Below are 22,162 nucleotides of genomic sequence, written 5' to 3'. Positions count from 1 at the left end.
TGTACCATGCGGTACCGTGGTCTTATGCGGTATTAGCAGCCATTTCTAACTGTTATCCCCCTGTATGAGGCAGGTTACCCACGCGTTACTCACCCGTCCGCCGCTCAGTCAAATCACTCTTCATTCCGAAGAAATCAAAGTAAAGTGCTTCGCTCGACTTGCATGTGTTAAGCACGCCGCCAGCGTTCATCCTGAGCCAGGATCAAACTCTCGTTAAAAGTGTTTGTTCCAGTTCAAGAATCGCTACTAGCTAATTCTATCCCTTTTACTGTTCTTATCATCAAGATTTCTCTTGGTGATGGGTGCATCATAAATGATGCTGTTCTTAAAAATTTTCTCTATAAGAAATTTTCAAGGGTTTGTTGTCTATTGTTTAATTATCAAGGTTCTTTGTTCTTGCTCCCAAAGCAGTAACCTCTATATATTACCACATCGCTTTTACTCTGTCAAGAACTTTTTTTTTTGTTTTTTGCTGTTTTTCGCTTATCTCTTGCGAGTCAGCTTAAACATACTAACATTTATCAATTCGTTTGTCAAGACTTTCAAAAAACTTTTTTACATGTTTTTCCATTTTTCTCAACAAGATTTGATATCTTATCTCACTGATGTCGAAATCACTTTCGTCGTCCGTAAGACAAACGGAGAAGGAGGGATTTGAACCCTCGCGCCGCTACTAACGACCTACTCCCTTTCCAGGGGAGCCCCTTCGGCCAGCTTGGGTACTTCTCCAAAACGTCCGGTATTTAATATACACGATACAGCACTGTTTGTCCAGTACTTTTTTTGTTTTTTTTATTTTTCTTCGCTTTTACAGGTTTCGCCTTAATTTTAAGACATTCTGCCACAAATATCCAGCTATCGCTTCCTGGAAGATAAAGGAAGAAAAAAGGAACTCTCACTTGAGTTCCTTAACGGAGAGGGTGGGATTCGAACCCACGCGCCCTTGCGGACAAACGGTTTTCAAGACCGCCTCGTTATGACCACTTCGATACCTCTCCATCTTATCTGTCTGATAAGCAGATAATTTCAATTATCTTGTCTGCTTTCGCGACGATGTTTATTTTAGCATATATATGAAATATCTGTCAACAACTTTTTTCCAATTTTTTTATTTTTTTCTTTTAACCAGAACTTCTGCTATTTCCAAGTCTTCCGGTGTTGTGATTTTTATATTCTCGTAAGACCCATAAACCAGCTTGATTGGATATTTCAACATCTGCTCAACCACCATCGCGTCATCCGTTACATTGATATAGGATTCCCGCATCAGCATAGAATATGCACCTCTGACAATATGATTTTCAAAAACCTGGGGCGTCTGCACCATCCACAAGCTGCTCCGATTCGGAGTCTTTTCCACAAACTCATTCTTGTCCGCTACCTTGATTGTATCTTTGACCGGCATACCGACCACACAAGCCTTGTGAACCTGAACCTCTTGGAAAGCTCGGGAGATAATCTCCTCATCCACAAAAGGGCGCGCCCCATCATGAATGAATACATATCCATCCTCCTTTAGCTCCTGCACACCATTCCACACTGAATGATAACGTTCTGCTCCTCCTTGCAGGATTCTGCTCACTTTCGTGATTTTATATTTGTCTACAATTTCACGACGGCAGTAATCCTCTTCTCCTGCACCAGTAATCAAAAGGATTTCATCGATCACGGCGGATTCCTCAAAAGCCTTCAGTGAATAGTATAGAATCGGTCTCCCGGCAAGCTCCAAATACTGCTTGTGTACTTTTGTCCCCATGCGTTTTCCCTGGCCGGCCGCCAGTACAATGGCCGTACAATATGCTTTTCCCATACAATTCCTCCTCTATGACCTTTTCTCTTTCCCACTGCAAAGTTCCATGCAAGCCTGCTTCGTATGCTAATCCAGGGCCTGCCATCACCAGTTTCTCCTCTAGCGCTCACCCAGTTTCAGATTCGGAACCGCATTCAAATCCCATCCATGTCGTGTTCCTGCAAGATATTCATAATAAGCTGCTGCCCCGATCATGGCCGCATTATCTGTACAATAAATCGGAGACGGATAGTAAAACGCGATTCCCTTCTCCTCACATGCCTTTTTCATGCCTTCCCGAAGCGCACTATTGGATGCGACGCCTCCAGCAATGGCAAACTTATTCATCCCATACTCTTCTACAGCAGCCATCGACTTCTCTACCAATACATCTACGACCGCCTTTTGGAAAGATGCTGCAATATCCGCCGGATTATAAGACTCACCTTTCATCTGACAGCCATTGATATAATTAAGCACAGCAGATTTCAGACCGCTGAAACTGAAATCATAAGGCGCACCCTCTATATGTGCCTTTGGGAATTTAATAGCTTCTGCATTTCCCTCTTTTGCAAGACGGTCTATTTTAGGCCCACCTGGATACCCTAATCCAATCGCACGGGCCACTTTGTCATAAGCCTCTCCTGCAGCATCATCTCTAGTTCTCCCCAGGATTTCATATTTACCATAATCCTTTACACAAACCAAATGAGTATGGCCTCCTGATACGACCAAGCATAAAAATGGAGGTTCTAATTCCGGGTGCTCAATATAATTTGCTGAAATATGTCCCTCGATATGATGCACTCCCACAAGCGGCAGCTTCCTCGCATATGCAATTGCCTTCGCTTCTGCCACGCCAACAAGTAGTGCGCCTACGAGTCCTGGTCCATAGGTAACGCCGACAGCGTCAATATCATCCAGAGTCACGCCTGCTTCCTTAAGAGCTTCCTCTATTACTTGATTAATCTTCTCGATATGTTTTCTTGATGCAATCTCCGGCACTACACCACCATATAATTTGTGCAGCTCAATCTGCGAAGAGATCACATTTGACCGGACCTCCCTCCCGTTGTTCACAACCGCTGCGGCTGTCTCATCACAGGAACTCTCGATTGCCAGTATATTTATACTTCTCAGTTCTTTCATAATCCACCTCTGCTCACACTGTTTAAAATGATTCGGACCATTCACTACAGATTTGCCAAAATGCTAATTGCTTACTCAAACGTCAGCTCTACAGACATCCTGTCTCTTCCTGGTTTTGCTGCCGGAAAAATCTTCCTTACATCCTCCATATATTCCTCCGGCCTGGTCAGGGACGGGCTGTAATGGGTCAACCACATTTCTTTCACCTGTGCATCCTTTGCAAGCTGGGCCGCCTCGTAAAATGTCATGTGCTTATACTCCACTGCCTTAGCCGCCTTTTCTTTTTCACCATACATTCCTTCACAGATGAACAGATCAGAGCCCTCTGCATTTTCCCGGATAGAATCCACCGGTCTCGTATCTGTTGTATAGGTCAGTTTAATCCCTTTTCTTGGCGGACCGAGCACCATGTCTGGAGTCAATACTTTACCCTCGGCCTCTATAGAATCACCTTTTTGCAGACGACTCCAATACTGCTGCGGAATCCCCTGCTCTTTTGCTTTTTCTACATCAAACTTTCCAGCACGGTCAATCTCCAATGTATAACCATAGCATAAAACATTGTGGTTCACCTTGAAAGCCTTTAAACGATACCCATTCAATTCAAACGTCTGGCGTGCACCTTCAATTTCCACGCATTGAATTGGAAATGGCAGTTCAGGTGCGATCACCCGAAGAGAATTCACGACCCGCTCAAGACCTTTTGGCCCGATTAGGGTAAGGGGTTCCCGGCGGTCTGCATTGCCCATGGTAAGGAGCAGTCCCGGAAGTCCGCTGATATGGTCCCCATGATAATGTGTAAAACAGATCACATCAATCGGCTTGAAACTCCACCCTTTTTCCTTGATTGCTATCTGTGTTCCCTCTCCGCAATCTATCAGCAGACTGCTGCCGTTGAATCTTGTCATCAGGGCAGTCAGCCACCGATAAGGCAGCGGCATCATTCCACCGCTTCCCAGTAAACATACATCTAACATATTATCCCTCTATTTCTGCCGGCACTTGAAAAGACGCGAGCAATCGGTCATAGCAGGACTCACACAGGTCGAACGAGTGCCTCTCGCCATCCTTTTCAGAAAAATATCCCCATGTGTAATCCACACTAAATACACCTTCTTCTGCCCGTCCATTCACAACCGGTATTTCTTTTCCGCATTGATTACAAACAATCTTACTTACTTCTTTTACTTCTTTTATCTGATACTGGCGCATACAAATTCCTCCTGTGCTGTGTGCATTTCACTTTTGTTACGCCTTTATTATATCGGCTTTCTAGTCCTGTTCCTAGTGGGAAGTGCTTCCTCAATTAATGGACGTTTTCCATAAAAGACTTGGATTTCCTGTCAAAAAACAGTTTGTACATCCAGATTTGCACACCCCTGGCTATCTTCCAAGCTCCCTGCTCATGAGCACCGCATCTTCTTCCGGGTCGACATAGAACTTCTGTCGTATTCCATCCTCTGTGAAGCCATCCTCCTCATAGAAGGATCGTGCATCCATGTTGCTCTCTCTTACATCCAGAAGCAGTTTCTTAATCTTTCTTTCTTCACAGATGTTCTCCAGCTCCAGCATAAGAAGACTGCCGACCCCCTGCCTTCTTACGTCCTTATCCACCGCAATGCGGGCAATTTCTGCCTCACCTGCCGCATCGTAAGCCATAAGATATCCTATGATTCTTCCCGCTTTTTCTGCTGCTACACAGATGGTATTCCTCAGCTTGATTGTATCCAATACCCCTTTTTCACTCCATGCATCCGAAAAAGTCTGTCTTTCCAGCTCTGCAATGGCGGCAGCATCTTCTACACGCAGCGTCCGGCAGATAATCTCTGCCTTCTTTTCTCGCTCGGCCCGCTCACGTTCTGCCTGAGATACCCGCAGATAGTCTGGCTGATGCTCCATCGCACTTTCAAATTTTCCTGCTTTCAAATACTTGATACCCAGAGCCCCTACTGCCGCTGCTCTCTGTCGATTCATATAGGACGGTGCAAAAGAATATGGTACCTGGATGTATTTATCGATGGTATCTTTATAAACAGGCACGCCATCGCCAAGGAACACCACAGGCCTTCCATATGCATTCAGACGGCGGATCAAATCATCGATGGACACAGCCATCTGCATCCGCATCACCTGAAAGACAGGATCTACCTGCCTTGTACCCTCTTTTACTCCTGCTTTTGTCGAAAATGTATAAAGACCTGTATAGACCTGGCTTCTTCTGGCATCCATGATCGGACAGATAATATCCTCACATCCGTATACCTGGTACGCAAGCCCATCTACCGTCGGTATATGGATCAGCGGCTTGCCAAGTGCCAGCCCCAATCCTTTCGCTGTTGCCGATCCGATTCGAAGACCAGTAAAAGAGCCTGGTCCGCCGGCTACGGCGATTGCATCTATCGTTGAGAGATCCAGCTCAATCATTCTTGCTACCTCGTCGATCATCGGCAGCAAGGTCTGAGAATGGGTCTTCTTATAATCAATGGTATATTCTGCGATTGTCCGCTCCTCTTCCACCACGGCGACCGTGGCTGTCAGGCCGGAACTATCGATTGCTAAAACACGCATATTCTATATCCTCTCCATCCATGCTTCTGCATATTTAGGTATAAAGGGGCCAGCACCTCACTGACCCCCACAAATCACTCCACACGAATCTGCCGGCGTCTTTTTAAGCACCGGCAGACTTCTCTTATGGCAGTTCTTCTATTGTAATTCTCCGAAATTCGAATCCCTGGTCCAGATCTTTCTCAATCACGATCTCCGTCCGCTTCTGAGGCAGAATCTCTTCGATGAGGTTGGCCCACTCAATCAGGCATACCCCCTCACCCATGACATAGTCTTCGTATCCGATCTCATCCATCTCCTCCACATCACCGATGCGGTAGACATCAAAATGATAGAACGGCAGACGCCCCTCTTCATATACCTGCACAATTGTAAATGTCGGACTGCTGACAGGCTCTTCTATCCCAAGCCCTTTCGCAAAGCCCTGTGTAAATACAGTCTTCCCCACTCCAAGATCACCGGTCAGGGTATAGACCTGTCCCGGTCTTGCTTTCCTGCCAAGCCGAAAGCCGATCTCAAATGTCTGCTCGGGGCTTCTTGTTTCCTGTACCATATTGCATCCTCTTTCCAGTCTGTCTTAGTGGTGGAACAGACGCAGTCCTGTAAATGCCATAGCCATCTGATACTTGTTGCACGCATCGATGACATTGTCATCTCTGACCGATCCGCCCGGCTGTGCCACATACTTCACGCCGCTCTTATGGGCGCGCTCAATGTTATCTCCAAATGGGAAGAATGCATCAGATCCGAGAGCCACATCTGTGAGCTTATCGAGCCATGTGCGTTTTTCTTCTCTTGTGAAAACTTCCGGTTTGGTCTTAAATGTATTCTCCCATACGCCATCCGCAAGAACATCCATGTACTCATCCCCAATATAGAGATCGATTGCATTGTCCCTGTCAGCACGTCTGATATCATCCTTAAATGGCAGCTCCAGAACCTTCGGGCACTGACGGAGCCACCAGTTATCAGCCTTCTGTCCGGCCAGTCTGGTACAGTGGATACGGGACTGCTGTCCTGCGCCGATACCGATTGCCTGTCCATCCTTTACATAGCAGACAGAGTTGGACTGGGTATACTTCAAAGTGATCATTGCAATTGCAAGGTCTACCTTTGCAGATTCTGGAATTTCTTTATTATCTGTTACTACATTAGCAAAAAATTTCTCATCGATCTTAAGCTCATTTCTTCCCTGCTCAAATGTAATTCCAAATACTTCCTTGCGCTCTAACGGAGCTGGAACATAATCCGGATCAATCTGGATCACATTATAATTGCCATTTTTCTTCTGCTTTAATATCTCAAGTGCCTCTGGCTCGTATCCCGGAGCGATCACACCATCCGATACCTCTCTCTTGATCAGCCTTGCCGTGTCCACGTCACAGACATCTGACAAGGAAATGAAATCTCCAAAAGAGGACATTCTATCAGCGCCTCTCGCCCTTGCATAAGCACAGGCCAGCGGTGAAAGCTCTCCTAAGTCATCTACCCAGTAGATCTTCGCCAGTGTCTCACTGAGCGGAAGGCCCACTGCTGCCCCTGCAGGAGATACATGCTTAAAAGAGGTCGCAGCCGGAAGCCCGGTCGCTTTCTTTAATTCACTCACTAACTGCCAGCCATTGAAAGCATCCAGGAAGTTGATATATCCCGGACGTCCGCATAATACCTTGATCGGCAGGTCGCTGCCATCCTCCATATAGATTCTGGATGGCTTCTGATTCGGGTTACAGCCGTATTTCAATTCTAATTCATTCATTTGTCCTTCGCTCCTTATGGGTTCTTATTGGTTCTTGTTCACAATCTTAGTGTCATACTTACCTGTCTCGATATCAATATAGCGCACAAACAGAGAGACCTTATTGTCCTCGTTCAGGCTGTTCCATAACAGGGACGTAAACTCTTCGATGTCATCCAGTACTGAAATCAGCTTCGGTTCTCCCTCAAAGCTCGGCAGTGGATTTCCATCACACATGTATGTATGGATAAAATGTCCCTCGCCTGCTGCCGGATTCTCGTATGCAAATGTATAGCGGTTGCAGCTCTCCGGGTTTCCATTGTTGCTCTTTAAGATCGACATCGCATAATTGTAGTTCCCATTCTCAAGATGCATGATTCCTGAGATACGTGGTGTATAGTTAGGACCATCCGGCTCAAATTCTCTTGAGCGTAAGCTCTGTTCAAATGTCATCTGCTTATCCATACCTTCGTAAATAGTATCGGTCTGGTCTCCGTTCGTCACGATCGTCTTGTTGCCCAATACACGTACAGGTGCATAGATAATCAGGCTCGGGTCTGTCAGTTTTGACTCATCAAATGCCTGTGTTCTGATTCCTTCTCCATCCTCCACAAAAATCCGGTTACGGCTGTTCTCACTGCGGCCCATGATAAAATAAGCGGTCACAGCCTTTTTGCCGTCTGCACTCTTCCCGATGATAATCCCTCTTCCAGGATAAGAGTTGCCCTTTAATTCTTGTTCGATTGATAACATTTTCATAAGATGGCTCTCCTTTGTCTTCCATGAATTTTTCTGATATACAGCTTTATTATAACTGCGAACAGGCGTAAGTTCAATAACTAAGCGAAGTTTTTTCGTTTACCAGCATAGTTTCAAGGCGTCTTATGCCCTGTAAGGCACGCCTTCACCTTATTGATCCGGTTGCCCTTCACCTCTTCTATGATAAACTCGACTCCATCTGACTCTATCTTCTGATGACTCCCCTTCTCAGGGATGAACCCCAGTTGTTCAATCAGATAGCCGGACAAGGTATCATAATTTTCTGTCTGAAGCTTTAATCCCATCTCTTCGTTGATATCATCCACCAGAGCGCCACCGTCAAGCAGATATTCATTCTCTCCCAGCATCACAATATCCTGGATAACTTCCTCGTACTCCTCGCTGATCTCACCCATGATTTCCTCCACCAAGTCTTCCACGGTAACGATACCTGAAAACCCGCCATACTCATCCACCAGCACAGCCATATGTCTGCGCAGCCTCTGAAGTTCACGGAATAGTTCGTCCGCATCCTTAGTATCCGGAACAAAAAATGGCTTTCTTACGAGTTTTCGGATATCCATCTGATCCCAGCCATTTTTTCTTGCTTCAATCATGACATCCTTGATATGCAGAATACCGATGATATTATCAATATTCCCTTCATAGACCGGGATTCTGGAATGTCTGGACTCCAGAATTTCATCTGCCAGAGTGGCAAAAGGTTCCTCCACATCCAGAACATAGACATCACGCCTCGGAACCATCACTTCCCTTGCGCTCCTGTCATCAAAAGAGAAGACAGAATTAATCATTTCACGCTCTTCATCCTCAAAAGTACCATTCTCATTTCCCATTTTCAAAAGAGCCTTGATTTCTTCCTCAGTCACAGCCTCTTCCTGATCTTCTGTCTTCATCCGCAAGAGCTTCAATACGCCTTTTGTTGAAACAGAAAGCATCTTGATAAAAGGCGAAAGCACCTTTGAAATATAATGGATCGGCATCACCGTAAGCATACAGAACGCCTCTGCCTTCTGCAGCGCAATCCTCTTCGGCACAAGCTCACCGAATACAAGGTTGAAGAACATTAAAAGCAGGGTCACGCCATTCCTTGCTATCGCCATGCTGTATGGCACATGAAGGCTTTCAAGCCAGCCTGCAAGCGCCGGTGCTATTCCCGCTGCCGCAGATGCACTGGAGTAAAATCCTGCAAATGTAATCGCTACCTGGATCGTGGAAAGAAACTTCGTAGAATCCTCAAAGAGGCTCTGGATTACGACCGCCTTTTTGTTGCCTTCCTCCGCCATGCTGCGGATCCTGTTCTTGTTCACAGAGACCACCGCCATCTCGGCTCCGGCAAAAAATGCGTTCATTAAAGTGAAAAATAATAAGAGTAACAATTGAAACAAAATCGTGTTCCCGTCAGGGTCTGAATCCATAATAAAAATACTCCTCCTAAAATGTTTTTAGAAGGAGTATAGCATGAAGCAATTATTTGTGCAAGAGGGTATTGAGTTCTCTATACCATATCTTAACATCGCCAGAATCCTTACTGTTGATGTAGATTATCGTGTCCGTAAGTTCAATTTTCAGGACAGGGGAATACCCTTTATAAATGTATGCTCTAAAGTGCCCCATTTCTTTACCGCGAAACTTACCAAGAAGCTGCTTGTCATCCGCAAAGCCATTTGTCTTAGTGACAGAATCATCAGGAAGTTTTTCTATCACCTCTACGCTTTTAATTTCATCTGGTTCGATCTCGACTCCGTACATTGGTGCTATAACAGCAGCCTGGGCTTGATCCACCTTTAAATACACCGGAGTAAAATCCACCTTCAGAAACATAGCGCACATGACGATTAATATGCCAGCTACCACTCCCAATATGCCAAAGGTAAATATCTTTCCCCCTCTGCTCGCCATATTGGTCGTGTAATTCATGTCACAGACCCAGTCCTGCACCCACATCCGTTTATCATTTGGATTACTATACCATCCATTCTTCCAATAAATATCGTCATCTACATATAATGGCTTCGTATCCTGATCCAGAATCTCTTTCTTTTTATAACCAAGATAAAAAATCCCCAGCAATATACTCAGGCCTGCGAGTGTCTGAAGGCCGATATATGCTGCAGTTCCCCAACCACCGATCCACTTCTGTTTGTCAGAAAGATATACCAACGCCAAAAAGGAACTCCAATTGCAGTAACCGCTGATGAGCCAGATTCCCGAATAGATTCTCTTCACCACCTGGTCGACCCGCTTATTTATCTCCATGTCACTGCTGTAGATCTTATTCCGCGTCCGATTAGTACACATATGGAGCATTATAAACATTCCCTCCATCATTATAAAAATCAGGACAAAAATCCACGATTCATATTCCTTGTTCAAAAATTCCAGCACAGACGGCAGCATACATACTCCCAGCCCTGATATGACGGCTGGAAGATGCCACCAAATTGGAAAAGGAGGCTTATTACTGGAGGTGCTGACTTTTGTATCAACTACAATAATCTTGCTGTCAGACGCCCCATACCACCCTTTTTTCACTTTGAAATCATATAGTTTTCGGTGGGAATAAAATAGGACAAGCATAGCCCCGCCGAAAAATTCTCCCAGCCACAAACACCATATTATCAAAAAAATAGAAAAGTGCCACAAAGACAGAAAACAGATTCCAGTAGAAACAATAAAGTTCCAAATGTAGAACCGCTTTGTAAAGCGCTTATGCTTCTCTAATATAGCGACAACCTCCGGCTCTTCCACCGCATAGGAGGGAATGTGCACTCCCAGAAGCATCCCTTGCTTGTATTTTTTGTTGCTGCCGTAGACCGCATATGCAATACCTACCATAAACAAATCAAGAAATATAAAAAACATTGCAAATAACATCTGGTATACCTCCTACTGTCTTCCAATCGCGAACTGGTTCATTTCTGCCGGGGTTGCAAACGCATTAACGATTGTGGCATTGCTTATCATTACCCTCTTTTTCATTGCAGCGCTTCTCCCATTCTTCTTTATATTCTCTTGAATTCAACGGAAACCGGACCGCCTGCTCACGCCACGATGACAGATAGGCACCATTGATCAGTTCCAAGGACTTTAACGCTTCCTCCACAGGACACAGCACATTTTCCCTGCCCTGTACCGCTTGAATGAAATTATTTACAATTGCAGCCTGTTGTACCGAATTGTCCGCATCATCGAACCTCTTAGTTTCCTCCACATATGGTATACTTCCATATACCTCATCTGTCGTTCTGGAATACTCCCGCTCATCCAGTGTCAATTTCCGGTACCTCATATCTCTATCATTTTCCAAAATCACCTGCCCCTTACTCCCGCTGATTTCTATACGGTTCGTACCTGGGAATTCTCTGGAAGAGGCTATGAACTGTACAGTAGTATTCCCTGGATACCACATTTGCAATAATACCTCATTCTCAACTTCAATTTCTCTCTCTATACCATAACCGCAAAAGCCCTGCACCTGCCCTGGCATTCCCATAAGCCAGACAAGCAGATCCATCTGGTGAGACACCTGGGTCAACAGAAGTCCGCCGCCTTCGCCTTTCCATGTCCCCTTCCAAGCCTGGGAACTGTGATACGCCTGTGTACGGTAAAGATTCGTTATCAGCCAATTGACCCTCTTAATAGCGCCTAATTCTCCCCCAGATATCATCCGCCGGAGCTCTCCATACGCTTTACTTGTTCTTCGGCAGTAAAGTACTCCTGCAGTCAGTTCCGGATGTAAATGTACCGTATGCAGAAGTTCTTCCCCCTCATCGATACACACGCCCACTGGTTTCTCTACCAGAGCGTGAATCCCTCTGTCCAGAGCTTCCCTCGCCATTTTAATATGCATCCGATGGGGCGTGCAGATCAGGACTGCATCAATGCGACCGCTATCCAGCATCACCCCATAGTCCGTGTACAACTCTGCATTGTCCAGTTTGTATCCGGACTGTACTTCCTGCATGTGCTCCCTGTTTCTGCTGCATATGGCACAAATCACACAGCCTTTGATCTTCCGTTCCGCCTGCAGTTTAATGTATGTTTCCGCTATGTAACCGATTCCGGCTATTCCTATCCGCAGCACTGGTATACCTCCTACTATTTTTCTGCTTAATTCATATACTAAAAACCCTTGAAAACACAAAGTTTCCAAGGGTTCTATTCATTCTCTTATAATGCTTCTTATTAACGCTTGCTGAACTGCGGTGCTCTACGAGCTGCTTTGAGACCGTATTTCTTACGTTCTTTCATACGTGGATCACGTGTTAAGTATCCTGCTGATTTCAGAACTGGTCTGTACTCTGCGTCTGCTTCAAGAAGTGCTCTTGAAATTCCGTGACGGATTGCTCCAGCCTGTCCTGTATATCCACCGCCGTGTACGTTGACCAATACATCAAATTTATCAATTGTACCAGTTGCTACGAGTGGCTGGCGAACAACAACTTTCAGTGTCTCCAGTCCTAAATACTCGTCGATGTCTCTTTTATTTATAGTGATTTTACCTGTTCCAGGTACAAGATATACTCTTGCGATAGATTTTTTTCTTCTTCCTGTTCCGTAATATTTTGCGTTAGCCACAGTAATGTCCTCCTTTCAACCTTTCCTTAAAATGTTAATACTTCTGGTTTCTGAGCCTGCTGTGCATGCTCTGGTCCAGCGTATACGTGAAGCTTTGTCAGCATCTGTCTTCCCAAAGGTCCTTTTGGAAGCATTCCTTTAACTGCTAATTCAACTACCTTCTCTGGCTTCTTAGCCATCATCTCTGCTAATGTAGTCTCTCTCATTCCACCTACAAAATCAGAGTGATTGTAGTAAACTTTCTGCTGTAACTTCTTACCTGTTACGTTAATCTTCTCTGCATTTACAACTACTACGTAGTCACCTGTATCAACATGTGGTGTAAATTCTGGTTTGTTTTTACCTCTTAATACTTTTGCTACTTCTGAAGCAAGACGTCCTAATGTACATCCTTCAGCATCAACCACATACCATTTTCTTTCAATCTTGTCTGGGTTAGCCATATAAGTTTTCATGGGTGTTCCTCCTATAAATAATCTTCATATACCTTCATCTGCAGACCTGCTGCAAACCTTCCCGCCGGACATCTCTTCCGCCCTTCGGGTCTCATTGCTTTTATATGAAATCAGCGCACTCCGGGGCTTTGGTGTATGCTGTTTCTCCTTTTGTCATGCTGTACTATTATAGTATGTACCAATTCAATTGTCAACATATTTTTCCGCTTATGGACATTTTTTTCTTGCTTTTTTCTGCTTTTCCTTCTCTTTGCTTTTCTCAGCTTCGAATCCATGGTATACTTTATAAGTATTTCCTATTTTATATCGTCTGCATTGATATTTATGGCTCCGATCGTAATAGAATAATGTAAGGCCTTAAAAATCAGGAATTTTAACAATTATTTAGAAAGCAGGTGTAGTTTATGTGGGCTTATAATGAAACTTTCTATCAGATATATCCAATTGGATTTTGTGATGCGCCGATTCATAATGATGGTGTTACAGTACCAAGAATCCGCAAGATTGCCAAGTGGGGCGGATATCTTCAAGAGTTGGGAATTGGCTCGATCATACTGAATCCGATCTTTGATTCTGACAATCACGGGTATGATACTCGGGACTTCAAAAAGGTAGACTGCCGTCTCGGAACAAATGATGATTTCCAGTACGTTTGTAAGACACTTCACAAGTACGATGTCAAGATTATGCTGGATGGTGTATTCAATCACGTAGGACGCGGTTTCTGGGCATTCCAGGACGTACAGGAAAAAAAGTGGGATTCTCCCTATAAAGACTGGTTCTGCATTCATTTTGATGGAAATAGCTGCTATAATGACGGTTTTTGGTATGAAGGATGGGAGGGGCATTTTGAGCTGGTCAAGCTGAATCTCCAGAATCCGGCTGTTGTTGACTATCTTCTCGAATGCGTCCGTTTCTGGATTGAGGAATTTGACATTGACGGACTTCGTCTGGATGTCGCTTACAGTCTGGATCACCAATTCATGAAGCGTCTGCGTCGATTCTGCGAGGAATTAAAACCGGGCTTCGCCCTGATAGGGGAAGTATTATTTGGAGATTATAATTTGATCGTAAATGATGAAATGCTTCATAGCTGTACGAACTATGAATGTTATAAGGGAATCTTCTCCAGCTTCAACAGTATGAATCTGTTCGAAATCGCCCATTCTCTGAACCGCCAGTATGGACCAGAACAATGGTGCATCTATCGGGGCAAGCATCTGATGAACTTTGTGGATAACCATGACGTAACAAGGATTGCAAGTATCCTTACGAACCAGGAACATCTGCCGCTCGCCTATGGGATTTTGTTCGGAATGCCGGGTATCCCATGTATTTATTATGGAAGCGAATGGGGCGAGGAGGGTGTGAAGGCGCCAGACAATGACTATGCACTCCGCCCGGCCTTCGATGAGCCTAAACCAAATGAACTGACGGAATTTATCACAAAGCTCATTGCCATCCGCAGGGAAAGTGATGCACTGTGCAACGGCGGGTATCATAATGTAGTCATTACCAATCATCAGCTCATCTTCGAGAGAAAGACGGATCAGGAGAAGATCTTCATTGCTATCAACGCCTCCGATTCTGATTTCACCGCCAACAATGGTGAACTCCAGGGAGATTATCTTGATTTAATCACAAAAAAAGAAGGCACAATGAGCGGTCAGCTCGATATGCCTCCTTACAGCGTACAGTATTTATCCATCTCTTAGATAGACAAAGACAATTTCAAGAGGGACAAAAGCGCCCCGCAAAGGGGTCAGCCCCCTATGAAATTTCTCCGATCTCTTTGAGACGTTCTACGATTGGAAGGTGCTGAGTGCATTGTTCTTCGCATTTGCGGCAGGCAATGCATTCCAGCACTTTTTCTTTTGAGATGTCCCAATGATTATCCAGGCGGTCCAGTATGGACTTTTTCTTTCCTGTAAATATGTATTGATTGTACGCATCCATATATTTCGGAATTTCAATTTCTTTCGGACAGCCTTTACAGTATCCGCAACCTGTACATAGGTTGTTAAGAGATGCTCCCTTTCCTTCAAATTGCTTTACAATTTCCTGTGCTGAATATTCTTCCAGATTCTCCACAGCTTTCACTGCATCATCTATATGTTCCTTCGTTGTACATCCGGCCAGAGTGACCGTAATTTCTTTATGAGATGCCACGAAACGCAGTGCAGCCTGGGGCACGGTAAGGTCCGTTCCTTCTGTCAGGTACGTAAACGCCTCTGGATGATTTGGAATCATCCCGCCTCCAAGCGGATTCATCACAACAACGCCCATTCCATTCTCATAGGCTTTTTCGATGCCGCTCTGTCTGAAACGGTGGTTCAAAGCATTGTAACCGATGAGCATTCCCTTGAATTTTCCAGTCTCTACGACAGTCTCAATATCATCCCCCTGCATATGAGAAGAAAAGACGATGTTACGAATCAGTCCTTCCCTTTCTGCCTCTTCAAAGAAAGAATACAGCACCTCCATGTGCCGTTCCCATGACTCCAGATTCAGCATGCACCACATGTGGTAAAAGTCGATATAATCCGTCTTCAGTCTATCCAGGGATGTCTCAAGCCTTCTGCGGAAATCATCCCTGGAAGGGTGATCTCCCAGCGTACTGAAATTGGTCTTTGAGGTCACATATACATCACTTCTTTTCACTTGGGAAAGTGCAATTCCTGTAATGATCTCACTTTTATCGTCGCAATAGAAGGGAGCCGTATCCCAGTAGTTGATTCCATTCTCCAGAGCATACAGCGGAATCTCCGCACATTTTTCAAATCTGCCGGCCTTGACATCCTGCTCATCGTACCTCATCGTCCCCAAGCCGATTGCAGACACCTTCATACCGGTATTTCCGTATTCTTTATAGTACATAACATTCCCCTATTCTTTTACGAGTACTTTTACGATCTCAGCCATATACATGGTGTGAAAATCATGCTCAGGGTACCATCTTTCAATGTTCTCTTTAACATCAAAATGCTCCCCTTTCATATCCTGGTGATACTGCTTTTTGCAGACCAGAATCATGTTGGCCTCCTCAAAGGCTGTCGTCCCATCCACATAATATGGTGTCAGACCAGCTTCCTTCTCTTTGTCACAGTCGCGTCCAGATTTGCTGCCGCAGATGCCAAGTGCCTTCTTGTATGTCTCGTCATAGAAGGAAAGAGTAAATGTATCATTTGCGTCTACAAATTCTTTTGTGTATCTCTGCGGACGGATATAAACACTGACCACATTCTTGCCCCACATTACTCCTACGCCGCCCCAGCTTGCTGTCATTGTATTGTGCTTCTCTTCATTCCCGGCTGTTACAAGCATCCACTCTTTTCCAATCTTGGTAAATGGATTGAACGTAAGCTCTTCTGCTGATACTTCTTTAAATCCCATTCTCACTGCCTCCTGTCTTTCCGCGGGCCCCTTTACGGGCGAATGTAAACTCTACCATGATCTGCCGCCGACAAGAGGTCTGTCCGCTGCATCCAAATCCGCCCGGGATGTCCGCTATATTTAAGTTACTCTTCTATCTTCTATTTTATCACAACTTTGCGGAAATTTTTCTTTCCTTTTTTCAGAACCATTCCTTCTCCTGCAAATGCATCCTTTGCAAAGACTGCACGGATGTCTGCGACCTTCTCTCCATCCACAGAAATACCGCCCTGTTCCACAGCACGTCTTGCCTCGGATTTAGAAGGAACAAGGCCACTCTTTAATAATAACGTCAGAATATCAATGGTTCCATCCGCAAAATCTTCTTCAGCCAATTCTGCAGTAGGCATATCCGCTGCGTTCCCCTGGCTGAACAGGGCTCTTGCACTCTCCTGTGCCTTCTTTGCCTCTTCCTCTCCGTGAACCATCTGGGTCAGCTCGTAAGCAAGGATCTCCTTTGCTTTGTTCAACTGACTGCCTTCCCAGGAATCCATTGCATCGATTTCTTCCAGCGGAAGGAAGGTCAGCATACGAATGCATTTGAGAACATCTGCATCTGCGATATTTCTCCAGTACTGGTAGAAATCGAATGGAGATGTCTTATTCGGATCCAGCCATACTGCGCCTGACTGCGTCTTGCCCATCTTCTTGCCCTCAGAATTCAGAAGCAATGTAATCGTCATAGCACTTGCACCTTTTCCCAATTTTCGACGAATCAGCTCAGTGCCCGCAAGCATGTTGCCCCACTGGTCATCCCCTCCGAACTGCAGGTTGCAGCCGTAATTCTGGTATAAGGCCATAAAATCATATGCCTGCATGATCATGTAGTTGAACTCAAGGAACGTCAGTCCCTTCTCCATTCTCTGCTTGTAGCATTCAGCAGCCAGCATTCGGTTCACACTGAAGTGAGATCCGACCTCCCTGAGCAGCTCGATGTAGTTCAGATCCAGAAGCCAGTCCGCATTATTTACCATTAATGCCTTTCCCTCTGAGAAATCAATGAAATTGCTCATCTGCTTTTTAAAGCAGTCACAGTTGTGCTGAATCGTCTCCGGGGTCATCATTTGGCGCATATCCGATCTTCCTGATGGATCACCGATCATACCAGTTCCTCCGCCGATCAGAGCAATCGGCTTGTTTCCTGCCATCTGCAGACGTTTCATCAGGCATAGCGCCATGAAATGTCCAACATGAAGACTGTCTGCTGTCGGGTCGAACCCAATATAAAAGGTTGCCTTTCCATTGTTGATCAGATCCGCGATCAGCTTTTCATCGGTTACCTGGGCAATCAGCCCTCTTGCCTGTAATTCTTCGTAAAGTGTCATGTTCTTCATCCTTTCCTCATTTACATTTTATTTTTAAATACAAAAAGAGCCTCTATCCTGAAAGGACGAGGGCTCATAAACTCGTGGTACCACCTTCATTCACAGACAGCTCGCGCCACCTGCCTCAGTGAGTGTATCTGGCTTGTTACTCAGGCGCATCCGCCTGCTTCATCATGCTTAATCACTCAGTACGGTAACGTGTACCAATCCGTCACAGCCTACTCGCCGCTTATGCTTTGGGTGTGAAGCTCCGAGATGTATTCATAAATGATCGTGTCATGCGCCTCTCATCAACCGGCGGCTTTCTGTCTTCTCCGTATCAAATACTACTTGTTCTCTTCTGCGCTTTTTCCATATCTGTTATTCATCTTACTCCGCTTCCCAGTCAATATATGGCTTCGGAAGGATACAGCCTCCTAAGTGCTGCTTACGCTGAAATCTTATCCTATTCCCCGTTCTTTGTCAAGGTGTAAAAAACAAAAGCAATAAAATTATGCCTGACAAAATTCCTGCAGCACCATCGCTGCCTCGCGTATATTGTCAGCGGAGGTCTCCCAGATCTCATATTCACTGAATCCTGGAAAGCCCATGCTGACCCCGTCACGCCGGAATTCCATCCTGCTGTCCTTCACGATTTTGCCGGACATATGGCAGGCAGTCACACCGGTATAGGGAACCAATTCCGGGATGATGTCGGGACTGATTCCTGCCCCTGCCATAATTTCAATTCTGCCGTCACTCTCTTTTACAAGGCTTTTCAAAAGCTCTCTTCCCTCCCAGGCACTATTCCTCTGACCACTTGTAAGAATCGTCTTCATTCCCAGAGAGATTGCCTGCTCCAGTGTCACAAATGGATCCCAGCTCACGTCGAAGGCACGGTGAAGTGCCGTATCCATACTCCCGGCAATACGGATCAATTCCTGCATCTGCTGCATATTCAAAGTTCCATCAGGCAGCAGGATTCCCGTCACCAGACCATCTGCCCCCAACTCTTTATACATCTGCGTATCTTCTTTCATCATGGCAAATTCATATTCATCATAACAGAAATCACCAAAGCGCGGACGAAGCAGCACACGAATCTCCAGATCAGTATACTTTCTAACCTGCGTAAATAAAGCTTTTCCCGGAGAGGTTCCTCCAATGATCAGATTCCCACATAATTCCACGCGGTCTGCTCCGCCTTTCTGGGCCTCAATCGCGGACTGTACACTATCAACACAGACTTCTAATTTTAATTCCATATTCCGCTCCTTACTCCATGATTCCAAAAAGACCGCCTAAAGCGGTCTTTTTGAAAAAGGGATTATATTCGTTTGCTCTGTTTATTTGCAGAGTTTCTTAAATTCATCAGCAACAAACTGAACTTTCGTTCCGATGATAACCTGTACAGCTGTCTTGCTTGGTCTGATAACACCTGCAACACCTGCTGATTTGATTTTCTTTTCATCTACTGCTGTGTAATCTTTGATTTCAAGACGAAGTCTTGTGATACAGTTGTCAATGCTTGTTACATTTTCTTTTCCGCCGACACCTTCCAGAACGATCTGTGCAATCGCTGTGAAGTCATCATTAGCAAGCTGTACCTTTGTCTCATCCATATCATCATCTTCTCGTCCTGGTGTCTTTAAGTTGAACTTCACGATTACGATTCTGAATACGATGTAATATATAATTCCTACAACAATGCCAATTGGAATCAACATGATTGAATTTTCGGCAAACGGAGCCTTAAAGCTCAAAACCCAGTCAACAAGACCCGCACTAAAATTGAATCCCGCTCGAACCGGAAGCAGCGCAACTACTGCCATAGAGATACCTGTCAATACTGCATGGATACCATAAAGTGCCGGTGCAAGGAACATGAATGAAAACTCCAAAGGCTCTGTAACACCATTGAAGAAAGATGCGATAGCGGCTGAGAATAACAGACCTGCTGCAATTTTCTTCTTATTGTCTTTTGCTGTGTGGTACATAGCTAAAGCTGCTGCTGGCAGACCGAACATCATTACCGGGAAGAAACCGGACATGTACATACCTGTCTGTCCAAGGATACCACCTTCCATAGTTCCCCAGAATTTACCGATATCATTGATACCTGCAACATCAAACCAGAATACAGAGTTCAGTGCGTGGTGCAGACCAAATGGGATCAACAGTCTGTTGAAGAATCCATACAGACCTGCTCCGAAAGCACCCAGGTTCATAATGAACTCACCGAATCTCATCAATGCTCCGTAAATCACCGGCCATGCAAAGAACAGAATCAGTGAAGATACGATAGACGCACCTGCTGTAACGATTGCAACACATCTCTTTCCACTAAAGAATGAGAATGCATCTGGAAGCTTTGTGCTCTTGAACTTGTTATAGCAGCCTGCTGCGATCAAACCACAAAGGATACCGATGAACTGTGTCTGAATCTTTCCAAATGCAGGGTTTACTGCATCTTCCTCAATCTTTAAAAGCATAGCAACAACCGGTGGGGAAAGAATCGTTGTTGTCATCAGCCATGATACCAGACCTGCAAGACCTGCTGTACCATCGTTATCATCAGACATACCAACTGCAACACCAATCGCGAACAGAATTGCCATCTGATCGATCAGAACACCGCCTGCCTTAAGTAAAAATGCTGCAACAACACTATTAGCGCCCCAGCCTGACGGGTCGAGCCAGTAACCTATACCCTGTAAAATAGCTGCAACCGGAAGACATGCAACCGGGAGCATCAAGGATTTTCCTAATCTTTGTAAATATTTCATTCCTTTTCCTCCTTCTCGAATCCTCTTGATTAAAATCCCTTTATTATTTTAAACCGGTACACTGCCGGCTAAAATACGAACTTAAAATACAAAACAAACTATATTCTCCAAAACATCCTAGTTCTCTTCTACGGTGAGAACATCATCTCCTGCCTGAACATCTTTTCCTGCCAGAGCTTCCACTGCGGCATAATCAGCCGTATTGCAGATCAGCATCGGGGTGATCGTATCATATCCGGCTGCTTTCACCTTTTCTAAATCGACCGTCAGAAGAAGGTCGCCCTTTTTCACCTTATCTCCTGCTTTTACATGGCCTTCAAATCCTTCTCCGTTCAGCTTCACAGTGTCAAGACCTACGTGAATCAGAACTTCTGCACCAAAATCAGTAGTCATGCTCACTGCATGAAGGGTATCGAATACCATTCCGATCTCCCCGTCTGCCGGTGCATAAATCTTTCCTTCTGACGGAATGACTGCCACACCTTTTCCAAGAATCTCCTCACTGAAAGTGGGATCATTCACCTCTTTGATGGAAACCGCTTTTCCTGCTGCCGGTGCTCCTAACAAATGCTTTTTGTCTTTTTTCTTTAAAAAATTAAACATATCTTCTCCTCCTTTTTATTCTTCCACCATCGTTACTCTCCGGATATGAATGGATAGATACATGATCTCTTCCCCGGAAATTTTACTATTTGTTACATCCTCGATATACTGTGCCACCTTCTGACTGCATGCATACTCTTTTGGATATTTCTGATGCATCATATCTGCCAGCTCATCCTCTTCATTAGGAAGAAGTTCTTTTCTGTAGACCCTTTGAAGCAGGAATTTTACATGTGTGACAAATCGTTCGTAATGCAGGGAGCTCTCATCGAACTCAATCCCCAGTTCACTTTTCACGATGTCCAGGATATCCTTCATCAGATTCGGAAAATTTAAAGCATCCCGGATATCTGTTCCATACTCTGCATTTACAAAATGTAAGGCAATGAATCCTGCCTCATCATCTGGCAGAGCGATATGCAGCCTTTCCCAAATGATGTCTATCGCATACTTCCCAAGCTGATACTCCTGCTGATAAAACCGCTTTATCTCCCAGAGCAATGCATTCTCTGGTTTGATTCCCTGACTGAATCTCTCTATCGCAAAGTTAATATGATCCGTCAATGTCACATATATGCTTTGATTCAGCTTTAACTTCAAATTCTTTTTCGCATAGGAAATAATATCATTCGATATCTGTACATGCTCAAGAGGCATGTTGGCCAACAGCTCTTTCAATTGTTCTGCCAAACTCTGGCTCTTGATTCTGAACACCTTCTCGATCTTCTGTTCGGCCACTTCTTTCCCTGCACGGGTTCCAAATCCAATGCCGCGTCCCATGATCACGACTTCTCTCCCGCTGTCGTCATAGGCAGAAACTATGTTATTGTTTATAATCTTTTCAATTACCATAATAATCTTACGTTCCTTTTTAACAAATTCTAAAGCTTCAAGTTTTATTGTTTCCAGTTCTTGCAGATTACTATTAGGATTGATCTGATTCTTTTACCGGATATGTGATATCCCGGAAAATTTATCCT

The 22,162-nt window shown here is 44.8% G+C and carries 21 protein-coding genes, 2 tRNA genes and 1 rRNA gene; 1 reads left to right on the top strand and 23 read right to left on the bottom strand.

Going from position 1 to position 22,162, the window contains the following annotated elements:
• From HGO97_RS15305 to rplM, 16 genes are all read right to left on the bottom strand, one after another.
• A 16S ribosomal RNA gene (locus tag HGO97_RS15305) occupies positions 1 to 218 on the bottom strand; the annotation flags it as partial.
• A gap of 421 nt (positions 219 to 639) precedes the next feature.
• Positions 640 to 729 (bottom strand) — tRNA-Ser (locus HGO97_RS15300).
• A 183-nt stretch (positions 730 to 912) separates the two neighbouring features.
• Positions 913 to 998: transfer RNA gene (locus tag HGO97_RS15295), tRNA-Ser, on the bottom strand.
• Between the two features lie 110 nt (positions 999 to 1,108).
• A complete protein-coding gene (gene ispD, locus HGO97_RS15290) occupies positions 1,109 to 1,810 on the bottom strand; it encodes a 2-C-methyl-D-erythritol 4-phosphate cytidylyltransferase (protein WP_216243391.1) in 702 nt (233 codons plus the stop codon).
• Positions 1,811 to 1,909: 99 nt separating this feature from the next.
• On the bottom strand, positions 1,910 to 2,938 hold the full coding sequence (gene tsaD / locus HGO97_RS15285; protein ID WP_216243389.1) for a tRNA (adenosine(37)-N6)-threonylcarbamoyltransferase complex transferase subunit TsaD: 1,029 nt from the start codon (positions 2,936 to 2,938) through the stop codon (positions 1,910 to 1,912).
• A 71-nt stretch (positions 2,939 to 3,009) separates the two neighbouring features.
• Positions 3,010 to 3,915: a ribonuclease Z gene (locus tag HGO97_RS15280; protein WP_216243382.1), complete on the bottom strand. Its 906-nt coding sequence runs from the start codon at positions 3,913 to 3,915 to the stop codon at positions 3,010 to 3,012.
• 1 nt (position 3,916) lies between these two features.
• Positions 3,917 to 4,150 (bottom strand): hypothetical protein, encoded by a 234-nt coding sequence (locus tag HGO97_RS15275; protein WP_216243380.1) that lies wholly within the window; start codon positions 4,148 to 4,150, stop codon positions 3,917 to 3,919.
• Positions 4,151 to 4,321: 171 nt separating this feature from the next.
• The gene (gene tsaB, locus HGO97_RS15270) at positions 4,322 to 5,506 is read right to left on the bottom strand and encodes a tRNA (adenosine(37)-N6)-threonylcarbamoyltransferase complex dimerization subunit type 1 TsaB (protein WP_216243377.1); all 1,185 of its coding nucleotides are present in this window, start codon (positions 5,504 to 5,506) and stop codon (positions 4,322 to 4,324) included.
• Between the two features lie 124 nt (positions 5,507 to 5,630).
• The gene (tsaE, locus tag HGO97_RS15265) at positions 5,631 to 6,059 is read right to left on the bottom strand and encodes a tRNA (adenosine(37)-N6)-threonylcarbamoyltransferase complex ATPase subunit type 1 TsaE (protein WP_216243375.1); all 429 of its coding nucleotides are present in this window, start codon (positions 6,057 to 6,059) and stop codon (positions 5,631 to 5,633) included.
• A gap of 24 nt (positions 6,060 to 6,083) precedes the next feature.
• Positions 6,084 to 7,262 carry a phosphoribosylaminoimidazolecarboxamide formyltransferase gene (locus HGO97_RS15260; RefSeq protein ID WP_216243368.1) on the bottom strand — a complete coding sequence of 393 codons (1,179 nt, stop codon included), beginning with the start codon at positions 7,260 to 7,262 and terminating at the stop codon, positions 6,084 to 6,086.
• A gap of 24 nt (positions 7,263 to 7,286) precedes the next feature.
• The gene (locus HGO97_RS15255; RefSeq protein WP_216243366.1) at positions 7,287 to 8,000 is read right to left on the bottom strand and encodes an IMP cyclohydrolase; all 714 of its coding nucleotides are present in this window, start codon (positions 7,998 to 8,000) and stop codon (positions 7,287 to 7,289) included.
• A 113-nt stretch (positions 8,001 to 8,113) separates the two neighbouring features.
• Complete coding sequence (locus HGO97_RS15250; protein ID WP_216243364.1) at positions 8,114 to 9,439, bottom strand: hemolysin family protein; 1,326 nt, start codon at positions 9,437 to 9,439, stop codon at positions 8,114 to 8,116.
• Between the two features lie 52 nt (positions 9,440 to 9,491).
• Positions 9,492 to 10,898: a hypothetical protein gene (locus HGO97_RS15245; RefSeq protein WP_216243362.1), complete on the bottom strand. Its 1,407-nt coding sequence runs from the start codon at positions 10,896 to 10,898 to the stop codon at positions 9,492 to 9,494.
• 64 nt (positions 10,899 to 10,962) lie between these two features.
• Positions 10,963 to 12,108, bottom strand: coding sequence for a Gfo/Idh/MocA family protein (locus HGO97_RS15240; RefSeq protein ID WP_216243360.1), 1,146 nt, complete (start codon positions 12,106 to 12,108; stop codon positions 10,963 to 10,965).
• 101 nt (positions 12,109 to 12,209) lie between these two features.
• Positions 12,210 to 12,602 (bottom strand): 30S ribosomal protein S9, encoded by a 393-nt coding sequence (gene rpsI / locus HGO97_RS15235; protein ID WP_216243358.1) that lies wholly within the window; start codon positions 12,600 to 12,602, stop codon positions 12,210 to 12,212.
• Between the two features lie 26 nt (positions 12,603 to 12,628).
• Positions 12,629 to 13,057 carry a 50S ribosomal protein L13 gene (gene rplM / locus HGO97_RS15230; protein WP_216243356.1) on the bottom strand — a complete coding sequence of 143 codons (429 nt, stop codon included), beginning with the start codon at positions 13,055 to 13,057 and terminating at the stop codon, positions 12,629 to 12,631.
• Between the two features lie 404 nt (positions 13,058 to 13,461).
• On the opposite strand from rplM, the gene HGO97_RS15225 reads away from it, so the two are divergent.
• Positions 13,462 to 14,772, top strand: coding sequence for an alpha-amylase family glycosyl hydrolase (locus HGO97_RS15225; protein ID WP_216243354.1), 1,311 nt, complete (start codon positions 13,462 to 13,464; stop codon positions 14,770 to 14,772).
• 55 nt (positions 14,773 to 14,827) lie between these two features.
• On the opposite strand, the gene HGO97_RS15220 is transcribed toward HGO97_RS15225, so the two are convergent.
• The 7 genes from HGO97_RS15220 to licT all read right to left on the bottom strand — a co-directional run bounded on the left by HGO97_RS15220 (position 14,828) and on the right by licT (position 22,034).
• Positions 14,828 to 15,934 (bottom strand): aldo/keto reductase, encoded by a 1,107-nt coding sequence (locus tag HGO97_RS15220; protein ID WP_216243352.1) that lies wholly within the window; start codon positions 15,932 to 15,934, stop codon positions 14,828 to 14,830.
• Positions 15,935 to 15,943: 9 nt separating this feature from the next.
• On the bottom strand, positions 15,944 to 16,450 hold the full coding sequence (locus tag HGO97_RS15215; RefSeq protein WP_216243350.1) for a flavin reductase family protein: 507 nt from the start codon (positions 16,448 to 16,450) through the stop codon (positions 15,944 to 15,946).
• 140 nt (positions 16,451 to 16,590) lie between these two features.
• A complete protein-coding gene (tyrS, locus tag HGO97_RS15210; protein ID WP_216243420.1) occupies positions 16,591 to 17,814 on the bottom strand; it encodes a tyrosine--tRNA ligase in 1,224 nt (407 codons plus the stop codon).
• A gap of 491 nt (positions 17,815 to 18,305) precedes the next feature.
• Positions 18,306 to 19,058, bottom strand: a complete 753-nt coding sequence (locus HGO97_RS15205) for a copper homeostasis protein CutC (RefSeq protein ID WP_216243348.1) — start codon at positions 19,056 to 19,058, stop codon at positions 18,306 to 18,308.
• Positions 19,059 to 19,139: 81 nt separating this feature from the next.
• Complete coding sequence (nagE, locus tag HGO97_RS15200; RefSeq protein ID WP_216243345.1) at positions 19,140 to 20,579, bottom strand: N-acetylglucosamine-specific PTS transporter subunit IIBC; 1,440 nt, start codon at positions 20,577 to 20,579, stop codon at positions 19,140 to 19,142.
• Between the two features lie 117 nt (positions 20,580 to 20,696).
• A complete protein-coding gene (locus HGO97_RS15195; RefSeq protein ID WP_216243336.1) occupies positions 20,697 to 21,182 on the bottom strand; it encodes a PTS sugar transporter subunit IIA in 486 nt (161 codons plus the stop codon).
• 15 nt (positions 21,183 to 21,197) lie between these two features.
• Positions 21,198 to 22,034 (bottom strand): BglG family transcription antiterminator LicT, encoded by an 837-nt coding sequence (gene licT, locus HGO97_RS15190; protein WP_216243327.1) that lies wholly within the window; start codon positions 22,032 to 22,034, stop codon positions 21,198 to 21,200.
• Between the last annotated feature and the right edge of the window lie 128 nt (positions 22,035 to 22,162).

It is taken from the genome of Faecalicatena faecalis (genome assembly GCF_012524165.2).
Taxonomy (GTDB): domain Bacteria; phylum Bacillota; class Clostridia; order Lachnospirales; family Lachnospiraceae; genus Faecalicatena_A; species Faecalicatena_A faecalis.
This window is presented reverse-complemented; position numbering and strand designations above follow the sequence as displayed.